The following is a 12,161-nucleotide window of genomic DNA, read 5'->3' as shown; positions in this document are numbered from 1 at the left end:
AAAGCAAGCACCCTTTTAGGCTGCTTGCTTTGTGGTTTTTGCTTATTCTCGTTATAAACTGACGGCGATCATGCCAATAGCGGTTCCCATGCCTACCAGCCAAGTGATCGAGCGAATAATATCGAGGTTTAAATAATAAAAAGTACAAAATAAAATACGCGCTACAATATGCGTCATCGCTAAAGTTTCGGTTACGGCATTAACATTGTTTGTGCCTAATACAGCAGCCAAAGCAACGGCAAAAACCGCTAACGATTCAAAACAGTTTTGATGAGCAGCCAGCGCCCGTGCTCCGAGTCCTGTAAGTTGTGTTTGTTGTTGCCGCGGATGTTTATTATCGTAACCACCGAGCTTATTCATTTCTATAATAGCTGGGATTCTCGCAACATAAGGCATGATCACTGCAATTAAGGCGCAAACCAATAAAGTCGTCATTATCATTCTCAAGTTATTTTTTATAACTCAAAATAACACAGCAAATAGAAAAAAGCCGCCAAATATAAATAACCTGAGTTCTGGCGGCTAGCAGTAACATCCCAGACACTATAGCCGATTTAAGCAGTGCGTCACTGTGGCAAATTGTCGCAGGTGATGAATATTCATTATGCCTTTTTGATGATCGCTTTCATGTCACAGTACTGCTAAATTACTCCTCCGCTTATTGTATGTTGTTTAAGATGATTTGGATTTTACTGACTATTTTTGCTGCATTTATGCAGTCATGGCGCAATGCTCTGCAAAGTAAATTAAGCACTCATGTGAGCATTGCTGGCGTTACATTAGCCCGCTTTATTATGGCAAGCCCTATTGCTGGGCTGTATTTATATGCGCTTTATTATTACCAAGATGCTCCCTTTCCTTCATTCAACCCTTTATTTATTAGCTACATTATTGGTGCCAGCATAGTGCAAATTATTGCCACGGGACTCATGGTTAAATTATTTAAAATGAATAATTTTGCTGTAGGCGCCGGCCTAGCTAAAAGTGAAGCGCTTATGGCGGCCATACTCGGGTTGCTGTTTTTTGGCTCAACGCTTTCATTACTTGGTTGGTTTGGCGTGTTTATTGGTGCAATTGCGGTATTGCTATTAAGTGGTATCGCCAATGTGAAACACTTTAGCTTAAAAACAGCATTAATAGGACTTACCTGCGGCACTTCGTTTGCGTTGTCATCGTCATGGATCAGAGAAGCCAGCTTGAGTTCGGGGATTGCTTTTCCGTATGCGCCTGCATGGGTTTTATTGCTTGTTATTAGTTTACAAACACTGATGCTGTGTATTTATATTGCCTTAAAGGAACGCGATACATTTAAAACTATGTTTCAGCATAAGGGCATGACTTGTACGGTGAGTATATTTAGTTGCTTGGGATCAATAGGTTGGTTTAGCGCAATGAGCTTGCAGCATGTTGCCTATGTAAAAACGCTCGGCCAGATAGAAGTATTTTTTACGATGTTAATTGCTGTTTTATGGTTAAAACAACCGCTAAAACGCCAAGATAGCGCTGGGCTATTATTGATTGCAGTGGCCGCGATATTGGTAATGCTGCCGAGCAGCTAAACAAGCGCAGGTATCAACCTGCGCTTGTTTTTTAATGACTAATGACTAATTTTTAGGGTGATCACACCGCAAATAATCATTAACACACCAGCAATACGACCAAACGTGGTGGCATCACCGTAAAATAATATACCCACTAAAAACGTACCAGCGGCACCAATACCTGTCCATACTGCGTACGACGTGCCCATAGATATTTGCTTTTGCGCCAACCACAACATAAAGCCGCTCGCGACCATAAACGCAATGGCAATCGCGATGCCCTGCCAACGAGTTTCAGGGGTTTGAGAAATTTTTAACCCTATAGGCCAGCCAATCTCAAGTAACCCAGCAATAATTAAATACATCCACGCCATTAAATATCTCTCTTTTTCAATATCACTTCATACAAATCGTGACGGCGGTCTTTTAAGTTACGCACTGTCCCTTCACTGTGAAGAATTTTTAACTTATCCATATCTAAGTCGCTAAATAATAACATTTCTGTATTGGTGGTGGCTTCATTTAGTGTGGCATCGTGCGGAAATGAAAAGTCCGATGGGGTTAGTACCGCCGACTGTGAAAACTGCACATCTAAGCTTTCTACTTCAGGTAAGTTACCCACAGAGCCTGCAATAACCACATAACATTCGTTTTCAATGGCACGTGCTTGGGCACAATGGCGTACACGCAAGTAACTATTTTTAGTGTCAGTCCAAAATGGCACAAATAAAATATCCAAACCTTGGGTGGCCAAAATACGTGACAACTCAGGAAATTCGACATCATAACAAATTTGAATACCTACACGGCCTGCATCTGTATCGAATACAGCAATTTTATCACCGCCTTGGATCACCCAATCATTTTGTTCATGCGGGGTAATATGAATTTTACGTTGCTCGTCTATTTTACCGCTGCGATGGCATAAATAACTAACGTTATATATTTTATCGTCTTCGGCAAGCGGCATTGAGCCGGTAATAATGTTGGCGTTGTATTCTATCGCCATACGCGACATGGCGTTTTTAAAGGTCTCAGTGTATTCGGCTAAATACCGAATTGCCTCGGTTTGATTACTTTGCTCGGTTAATCCCATCAGTGGCGCATTAAAAAACTCAGGGAATAAAATAAAATCGCTTTTGTAATCAGATACCGTATCAACAAAGTATTCAACTTGCTTAAGCATTTCTTCAACCGATTCAACACAGCGCATTTGCCATTGCACAGCCCCTACCCGTACGATTGATTTAGTTGACTCAATAACGGTGTCGGTTGGCTCATACATAATGTTATTCCACTCAAGTAATGTGGCATAACCGACCGACTCCTGATCTTCAGGTAAGTATTTTTTCAATAATCGTTTAACCTGAAAGTCATTGGCTAATTGAAAACTGAGTATGGGGTCATACAGCTCTTTTTGATCGACCTTAGCAATGTATTCCATCGGGGTCATTTCACTGCTGTGATTGTAATAACGCGGAATACGCCCACCCGCCAAAATAGCGCGTAAGTTATACTGACGGCACAATTCTTTTCGCGCATCATATAAACGACGCCCTAAACGCATGCCTCGGTATTGCTCACTAATAGCAACATCCAAACCGTATAAAGCATCCCCTGTGGTGTCGCTAAATACGCGGTCGTGGCCGTCGGCAATATCTTCATAGGTATGCGGGTTTGAAAAACGCGCATAATCTACCTGTACACTCAGCGCTAAACCCACCAGCACGCCATCATCCACAATACCTATTTGCCCTTCAGGGAATTGATCGATGAGTCTAAAAATAGTATGGCTTGGCCATGCGCCGCCTAGGTCGGGGTAAGCTTCGTCCATCAAGGTTTTAATTTGTGGGTATTGTTCTCGGGTTAAGTTACAAATTTCAAGATGGGTTTTTTCTGCCGACATACGCAACTCCTTGGGGCATGTAAGAATTAAAAAAGCTGAACACATGCTCAGCTTTATTAGGTTTATGCGTTTTTATTCGCGCTGTGCGCTACTTTAAACTGCGATAAAAAAGTGTGGTTACGCGCTCTTTAGGTAACCAATTTGCATATTCAAGACCAAGTTCTGACAATGGGTCTGCTTTAAGTACCTGCTCTAAACTGGCGTCATTTTGCATTGCTTTTAGCATAACATCTTTCGCTTGTTGCAACAGCTTACGATACGTGATCAGTCCTGAACGGTCACTTAGCGGGCCATGACCAGGAATAACTTGGGTTTTATCATCAATCTGATTAATCACATCATCAACCGCCGCTAAAACACCATCAACGCTACCCCCACTGTCTACATCAACAAACGGTAGGCTGCCAAAGTTAAAATAAATGTCTCCCATGTGCACAATATTATCATTATTGAAAAAAATCACCGCATCGCCATCGGTATGGGCATGTTGATAATGCACAACATGCGCTTGCTCATTATTAAAGTGCAGTGTTAAATCATCACCAAAACTAATTCGTGGTAGGTAATCCGACCCTTCGCCATGTTTTTCTTTTAGGCGTTTATGTACATTATTGTGGGCAATAACATGGGCTCCGGCTTTAGCAAAGTTTTCGTTACCACCGGTGTGATCGCCATGATGATGAGTGTTAATTACAAACTCTGCACTGCCTGGCTTTAAGTCGCTAATGGTTTTTTTAATATCGTCTGAGAGTTTGGCAAACTGATCATCAATGATATATATGCCATCATCCCCTACGCAGGCTGCAATGTTGCCACCTTGTCCGTATAGGACGTATACATGCTCGCTCAGTTGCTTAGCTGTAACTGGGTTGTCATCCGCCGCCGCGTAGTTGCTTAGTAGTAAAGTCGTTATTAATGCCGGTAGTAATTTTTTCATTGTTGTAACCCTATAATTAATAATCATGGTTATAAAACGTGATAGCAACTTATTTAGCTCACTCTGCATCCAAAGCTAGTCGTTGATAGGCACTATTTCAATTTGATGCATGAATGTTTGCGGTAACAATGGGGTGTGCTTTCCTTCTACATATTCATCAAAACCGGCTCGATAAAACTCAGAAAGTGGGTGCCCTGATTGCCCTCCAGGCACTGTTAAAATGGCACTTTCTAAATATCCAGGCTGGGCAATAAATCGCTGCGATGCGCCAAAACTGGTTTTTTGTACGGCAGGCATATAGCTATCACCAAACCCTGGAGCGGTAGGCATATTTAGTAGCTTACTCAATAGAGGTATTTGTTTAGCAAATGGGTGTTCAATCGCTAATTCGTTTACTTTACCCCATTGCCAGTTTTGAATGTTATTACCAAACTTTGCTGTTAACTGCGTGAGAGTTTGCTCAAAAGCTGCCTGTAATTGCTGCTCCCAATTCGTAAATTGCGGGTTAACCCAACTTGCTGGCTGCGCTTTTATTAACTGCCAAACAGCGGGCTCCAAATCGCGTTTTACATAACTTAATGTACCATCCTGCTGATTGAGGCTGGCTTCAATACTACTAAATAAAATATTTATTAGTTCATCACGATACGTTTTAACTAAAGTATAACCAACGGAGGTTGAGCAGGCGCATTGCTGCCAGTTATCCAGTGCATTGATATAATCTGCATAGTGTTCTGGCTGCTGTTTTAACTGCTCAAGTAATAAGCTATGCCAAGGAGTTAAAAAACGCGCTTGATTGTCTAACTGTAATTGGTAAAAGTCGCCTTCGTTAAACTGCTGTTTTTCAAACAACCGATCGCGTATTTGCGTCGCACGAGCACCTAGGGCATAGCCGCCATTACCAAAACGTGCATTATCCTCAGCAGAGACCACTCGTGAATTCCCTGTCCATAGACGCCCACTCTCAGGGTTTTTAACAAACGGGCGAATAACTTCATTTTGCTGCCAAGTTGCTGCATATTCATTTTCATTAATGGCTAACTCACTGGGTACTGTTCGTGCAGGAATACCGCCCATGTGTTTCCAAGCTGCACTGCCTTGACTATCTACCACCATTAAGTTTTGTACCGGAATACCCACGTTACTTGCAATATTAAGGGCATCATCCACTGTTTCAGCCTGCTCAAGCTGTAACAATTGCATATCAACGGCATACGGCTGATGCGCAGCCCAACTTAGGGCATAAGGCTGATTGTTAATGTATTTAACAGGGCCATACTCACTTAGCGTTAAGGGATAGATTTCATCGTTGCCATTATCCAAGGTAATCACTTCATTTACTTGCCATGTTTTACTGCTATCCGTTAGTGCAACCCAGTCGGCTGTATCTATATAGCCATTAGTAAATCCCCATGCAATTTTATTATTACTGCCAACCACAATGGCAGGTGCTCCTGGTAACGAAACACCGGTTACCTGATACGCTTGATTGTTATGAGTGTAATTAAGCTGCGCTCGATACCAAATAACCGGCACCGCCATTGATAAGTGCATATCATCTGAAAGCATCGCAGCTTGAGTATTAGTTAGATCTGCGGTCACTGCCCAGTTATTACTGCCTACTTCTAAATTAGCAGTAATGCTTTTAATCGCCGCTAATGGCTGCGTTGGTAACTGAGGTATAGTTTGAGAATAAGGTGTTAAAATACTGCCATCTAATGCTGCTTGGTATTGGCTTGGTTGGGTTAAAAATTCAACCATTTTTGCACCGTATTGCTGCTGTATTTGAATTAAAGCTTGGTCGCGCTCAAAGGTAGCGGTTTGTAAATCTAAATACATGCTAAAAATAACTAACAGACTATCTTCGCTTTGCCATGGTTGTTGCTCAGCCCCTGTAAGTAGGTATTCAAAACTTGGGTACCCTACTTGCGCAAGTCCTTCGTTTACCCCTTGTGCATAGCTTTTTAGTAGTTGCTTATCGGCTTGGGGGAGAGTTTTTAAAATTGTTTGGCTACGTTTACGTAATTGATGAAAGCGCATTTTTTTATCAAGAGCGAGCGCGGCTTTACCAAATAGCTCACTGAGCTCACCTGCGGCATTACGTCTAAGTAAATCCATTTGAAAAAAGCGGTCTTGCCCGTGAGCATAACCTAAGCCATAGGCAGCATCGTGGCGAGTTACTGCAGTAATAACAGCTTGGCCAAGCGTATCTCGAGCAACTTTAACTGGCTGCGTTACCGCATCGCTTCGGCCTTTACCATCAAGAGTAGGTAAACTTAGAGTCAACACGCCGTATACAATAGCAGTCCCCCCAAGCGCTAAAACCACAACAATTAATAGCAACCGTTTGATTACTTTAAACATAAACATACCCTTTAGCTTTTTCAATAAACTATTATTAGCATATATTCATAATCGTTCTATTAAAAACGCTACGAAAAGCGGGTAAAGGGTGAAATAAACATCAAAATCCACGATAATACACAGTTCATGTATTGTGCAGACCTAGTTGAGATCAAAATGACTGAAAAAACATTTATTAAAGGTAAAGACCGCGATTTAGAATCGTCTATCTCTACCATGCAAAACAAGCTAAAAGCGCTAAATATTAATATTGAAGAAGCGCTATGGCTTAACCCTGTAGCAAACTGTTATTCAGTTCATATAAAAGATAGCGACTGTGGTGTGATGTTTACTAACGGTAAAGGTGCTACTGATAAAGCCTCTATCGCTTCTGCGCTAGGTGAATATTTTGAGCGTTTAAGCTGTAACTACTTTTTTGCTGATTTTTACTTAGGTGAAGAATTTGCCAATGGTGACTTTACTCATTACCCGAACGAAAAGTGGTTTAAAGTAGCAGAAGATCAAGTACCACAAGGGATTATGGATGAAAGCTTATGGGATTACTTCGACCCTGAGCGTGAATTAACTGCCTCACACCTTTATGACTTTAATTCTGGTAATTTTGAACGTGGTATTTGTACTGTGCCTTATACCCGCCAGCGCGACGGCCAAGATATTTATATTCCGGTGAACGTGATTGGTAATATTTTTGTTTCTAATGGTATGAGTGCTGGTAATACTAAATTTGAAGCCCGTGTACAGGGGTTATCTGAGGTATTTGAACGCGCCATTAAAAATCGCATTATTGCTGAAGGTATTAGCTTACCAATCGTGCCTGAAGATGTGGTAAAACAATACCCTAAAATTCATGAAGCCTGTGAAGAGTTGCGTAGCCATGGCTTCCACTTACGTATTGCAGATGCCTCACTTGGCGGTAAATACCCTGTAATGAGTGTTACGCTAATCAACCCAGTAGATGGCTCTGTATTTGCCTCTTTTGGTGCTCATCCTTCATTTGAAGTGGCACTTGAACGTACGGTAACTGAGCTACTGCAAGGTCGTCGCCTAGATCAACTAGACGTATTTCAACCTGCCACTTTTGACAACGACGAAGTAGCCACACCTGAAAACATTGAACTGCACTTTATTGATTCAAGCGGTTTAATTTCTCATGACTTTTTCCGTTCTGAAGCAGACTTTGAATTTGTACATTGGGACTTTAGTGGTTCAACTGAGCAAGAATATAACTTCTGTACTGATTTAATTCACAGCATGGGCCATGATATCTACATCATGGATTACACCCACTTAAATGTGTATGCATGTCGTATTTTAGTGCCTGGTATGTCTGATATTTATCCGGTAGATGAGCTTATTTGGCGTAATAACAACGAAGGCGCTAAATTCCGCGCAACTTTCTTATCACTTGATCAATATGACACTGAGCAACTGATGGAAATTTACGAAAACCTAGAAGAAGCTGGTCATAGCGATATTATTCGCGCTGCTGAATTCATTGGCTTAGCAACCGATGCCGATACGCCTTGGCATACTCTACGTATTGGTGAACTGAAAGCACACTTATGCTTAGCCGCAGGCAGCGAAGAAGCGATTGATTGGGTTGACTGGATTTTACATACCGGCCAAGTTAATGAAGACGCGATGCGTCATTTCCGTTGTTTAAAAGCTATTTTAGAAATTAAATACGATGACGAACGTGAATATACAAGCTACCAAGACGCCTTAGGACTGATGTTTGGCGCTAATAATGTAACCCTTGCAATTGAGATTGCAGAAGGTCGTACACGCTTTAACGGCTTAACTTTCCCAGGTTTATCGCTTGAAGGCTTTAAAAAGCACGCCGCATTATTGGATGGCTACCGCAAGTTACATGTTGCGAAACAGCATCATTGGGCACGCGAAGTTAGTGATTCATAATATCTAAACGTGTTTATAGTTAAAAAGAAAGTGGCGCATATTTAACTGCGCCATTTTTGTTTCTAGTGTTAGTTAGCTATAGTTAAGCTTTCTATATTAACAATTTAATTACACCTTATGTGGCAACAGCGCAAAAGTAAACGCACATCCATTTATAATTTTAAGCTTACCTTTTTATTTGCAATCACTTTAATTGCAATAACAAGCTTAGTGCTTGAACGGCTTAATTATAATCGGGCAAAAGATGCTTACCGTTTACAAGTACTTTCTCAAGTAAGTACCTACAGAGCTCAGCTTGAAGCTATTTTGGTATCTAATATTCAGTTAATACGAGGCTTGGCTGTAGCCGTTGCTGCCGAGCCTAATTTAAGCCAAACACGTTTTGGGCAAATTGCCGCTCCACTGTTTAACACCTCTAACGAACTACGTAATATTGGTGCTGCACCTAATATGGTCATTACAATGACCTACCCGCTTAAAGGGAATGAAAAAGCCATTGGACTCAATTTTTTAGAAAATAAAGCGCAACGCGATGATGCTATTAAAGCACGCGACACTAATACTATTGTAATGGCTGGACCGCTCACGTTAGTTCAAGGCAGTGAAGCTTTGATTGCACGAGTGCCAGTTTATTTACCTGAAGACCACTCTTTTTGGGGGCTGCTTTCTGTGGTACTCGATATAGAAAAAGTCTATAACAACGCTGGAATTTTCGAATTACAAAAAAAATACACCGTTGCTATTCAAGGACGCAATGGCTTAGGTAAACAAGGTGAGTTTTTCTTTGGTGACCCTGAAATTACCAGCCAAAACCCGCTTGAGTTTAACCTAAACTTTCAAGGCGGAGCTTGGCAGCTCTATGTAGTGCCAAAAACAGGCTGGCAACCGGCATCGTCGTCTATCTGGCCGTTACGTATCGTTATTATTGTTATTTTGAGTTTGCTTATTTTTGCGTTTTTATTGTTTTTAAAAATGCTCAATAGAGAACACGAAAACGAAAAAATGCTCGAGGTCATGAGTAACCTAGCGCAAGTGGGCGCATGGTCATTTAATTTAGAAAAAAAGCAGGTATTTTGGTCAGACATGACCAAAAAGATATTTGAATACCCTTTAGATGAGCAACCTAAATGGTCATCCGATTTATATTACTTTAAAGAGGGTAAAAGCAGAGATAAGGCGGCTGAACTAATTTCCAGGGCGGTTAAATATGGTGAAAGCTACGAGGCCGAACTGGAAGTTATTAATGCCAACGGCGAAGTGATTTGGGCACTCATACATGGTGAAGCCGAGCATAAAAATGGGCGTTGTAACAGAATATTCGGCTCACTACAAAATATTGATGCCCGTAAAAAGGTAGCAATAGAAGATCAAAAAATAGCTCGTTTTAATGAAACCTTAGCGTCGTTAACTATTAGCGACCACATATTAAAAGGTAAATTAAGCGAATCAAAAGAGCTTATTACTCGTGCGGTGTGTCGTGCACTTAAAGTGAATACAGTAAGCATTCGCTTGTTTGATAAATACAAAACTCAACTTAGTCCCATTGCGAGTTATAGCCAAAATAACAGTGATAATAATACGCCTTGGCGCCAGCACGACATCCCTGACTTTTTTACCACCCTAGAAAACAAAGCCGTTTTTAGCGCTCAAGACGCACAGCAACAAGCTTGTCTCGCACCCATAGCAAAAAGCTACCTCGAGCCATCACCTATTAAAGCAATGCTATGTGTTATGATCCCCGCAGGCAGCGGCTCTATTGGTGTTGTATGCGCAGAACAAGCAACGGTTAGATCATGGACGCAAAACGAAGAAGGTTTTTTAATTGCTATCGGCGCGCTAATAGGAAGTCTTCACTCTAGTGAACAGCGCATAGAAACCGAAGCTGAACTAGTAATGGCAAAAGAAGCCGCTGAACAGGCGGTGATCGCTAAAAGTGAATTTTTAGCTAGCATGAGTCATGAAATTCGCACCCCGATGAATGGAGTGTTAGGTATGCTTAATATCATTCAGGCGACCTCACTTGATCAGCAACAACGTCATCATATAAAGCTTGCCCAATCGTCAGCAGAGTCTTTATTAGGGATTATTAATGATATTTTAGACTTTTCTAAAATAGAGGCTGGTAAGTTAGACATAGAAAGCATTCAATTTAATCTACCACAATTACTAGGCGAGATTATTGAGTCGTTTGCGCTCAAGGCCGAAAGCAATAACACCCAATTAATTTTAGATACTACGCATGTAAGCACCAGTGAGATTGTGTGTGATCCAAATAGATTACGACAAATTTTAAATAACTTGATTGCCAATGCCGTAAAATTTACTCAAAACGGACAAGTACTGGTAACCGCTACCATTGAAAAAACTCTCGATGATACGACTTTAGAATGTGCGATTATTGATACCGGCATTGGTATTAGTTTAGAGAAGCAAAAACAGTTATTTGATTCTTTTACTCAAGCTGATGCATCAACAACCCGCCAATATGGCGGTACAGGTTTAGGGTTGGCAATAGTTAAGCAGCTGTGCGAACTCATGGGAGGCGAGGTAAGTGTAAATAGCTCACCTAATGAAGGCAGTACCTTTACTTTTTCAGTCAGCATTACCTCAGTGATAGACCAAGCATTTGATTTAGATTGTCAACATATACAAGCAAAGCGAATACTCATTGTTGATAATAGCGAGATGAATGCCACCATCATCGAGAAGCAATTAATGCTATGGGGCGCAGATGTCAGTGCAGTATGTGATTATGAAGAGGTTGAAACTTATATAAGTAATCATCAACAAACGCCACCGGATGTAGCAATTATTGACACAAGCTTTTTGGAGCCTGTAGCACACCCTTTGGCTGAAAAGTTGAAACATTTTTTAGTGAAAAGCCATATTTTGATTATGGCCCCAATGAGCTATTCAAAAAGCAATTTATTTTATGGAAACAATGAAGCAGCCTTAATTTTTAAACCTCTCACTGCTATTGATTTATATAACACGCTGGTAAAAAGTACATTGGCAGCACAACCTAAAGAGTTAGCGCTGCCTCCAGCGATTAATAAACAAAAAAAAGCGAAAGGCCATGTGTTGCTTGTAGAAGATAACAAAGTAAACCAAGTGGTTGCCTGTGCATTATTAAAACAAGCTGAGCTTACCTTTGATATTGCAGAAGATGGCAAAGACGCCCTAACCAAATTAAACCGAGCAACCGCAAACACTTATCAACTTATTTTAATGGATTGCCAAATGCCTATTATGGATGGATACCAAGCTACCATGGCTATTAGAGAGGGCCTTGCGGGTCAAGAGAATCAAACCATCCCCATTATTGCACTAACGGCTAATGCAATGCGCGGAGATAAAGACAAATGTTTAAATGCCGGTATGAACGACTATTTAAGTAAACCTCTCGATGGCCCTGCTATGCATGCTAAATTGCAACAATGGCTTAGCGCTAAATAACAGTGTAAGCTTAAAATAGAATCGATGAAGTAAGGGATAT

General features: G+C 41.0%; 8 protein-coding genes. 3 read left to right on the top strand and 5 right to left on the bottom strand.

The features are described from left to right. Positions 1 to 51: 51 nt before the first annotated feature. Positions 52 to 435 carry an MAPEG family protein gene (locus FHG08_RS04145; RefSeq protein WP_178954523.1) on the bottom strand — a complete coding sequence of 128 codons (384 nt, stop codon included), beginning with the start codon at positions 433 to 435 and terminating at the stop codon, positions 52 to 54. 242 nt (positions 436 to 677) lie between these two features. On the opposite strand from FHG08_RS04145, the gene FHG08_RS04140 reads away from it, so the two are divergent. Beyond that, positions 678 to 1,559: a DMT family transporter gene (locus FHG08_RS04140; protein WP_178954521.1), complete on the top strand. Its 882-nt coding sequence runs from the start codon at positions 678 to 680 to the stop codon at positions 1,557 to 1,559. 38 nt (positions 1,560 to 1,597) lie between these two features. On the opposite strand, the gene FHG08_RS04135 is transcribed toward FHG08_RS04140, so the two are convergent. From FHG08_RS04135 to FHG08_RS04120, 4 genes are all read right to left on the bottom strand, one after another. Further along, positions 1,598 to 1,915, bottom strand: coding sequence for a multidrug efflux SMR transporter (locus tag FHG08_RS04135; RefSeq protein WP_178954519.1), 318 nt, complete (start codon positions 1,913 to 1,915; stop codon positions 1,598 to 1,600). Beyond that, a complete protein-coding gene (locus FHG08_RS04130; protein ID WP_010392609.1) occupies positions 1,915 to 3,447 on the bottom strand; it encodes a bifunctional GNAT family N-acetyltransferase/carbon-nitrogen hydrolase family protein in 1,533 nt (510 codons plus the stop codon). The genes FHG08_RS04135 and FHG08_RS04130 overlap by 1 nt, the downstream gene beginning before the upstream one ends. 88 nt (positions 3,448 to 3,535) lie before the next feature. Beyond that, positions 3,536 to 4,384, bottom strand: a complete 849-nt coding sequence (locus FHG08_RS04125; protein WP_178954517.1) for an MBL fold metallo-hydrolase — start codon at positions 4,382 to 4,384, stop codon at positions 3,536 to 3,538. Between the two features lie 75 nt (positions 4,385 to 4,459). Further along, complete coding sequence (locus tag FHG08_RS04120) at positions 4,460 to 6,748, bottom strand: penicillin acylase family protein (protein ID WP_178954515.1); 2,289 nt, start codon at positions 6,746 to 6,748, stop codon at positions 4,460 to 4,462. Between the two features lie 156 nt (positions 6,749 to 6,904). Here FHG08_RS04120 and ycaO point away from each other — a divergent pair, with 156 nt between their 5' ends. Next, positions 6,905 to 8,665, top strand: a complete 1,761-nt coding sequence (ycaO, locus tag FHG08_RS04115; protein ID WP_178954513.1) for a 30S ribosomal protein S12 methylthiotransferase accessory factor YcaO — start codon at positions 6,905 to 6,907, stop codon at positions 8,663 to 8,665. A 117-nt stretch (positions 8,666 to 8,782) separates the two neighbouring features. Further along, positions 8,783 to 12,121 carry an ATP-binding protein gene (locus tag FHG08_RS04110; RefSeq protein ID WP_178954511.1) on the top strand — a complete coding sequence of 1,113 codons (3,339 nt, stop codon included), beginning with the start codon at positions 8,783 to 8,785 and terminating at the stop codon, positions 12,119 to 12,121. Positions 12,122 to 12,161 lie beyond the last annotated feature (40 nt).

Origin of the sequence: Pseudoalteromonas sp. Scap03 (assembly GCF_013393115.1) — a bacterium.
Taxonomy (GTDB): domain Bacteria; phylum Pseudomonadota; class Gammaproteobacteria; order Enterobacterales; family Alteromonadaceae; genus Pseudoalteromonas.
Note: the sequence above shows the minus strand (reverse complement) of the source record. Positions and strands in the feature narration are given on the sequence as shown.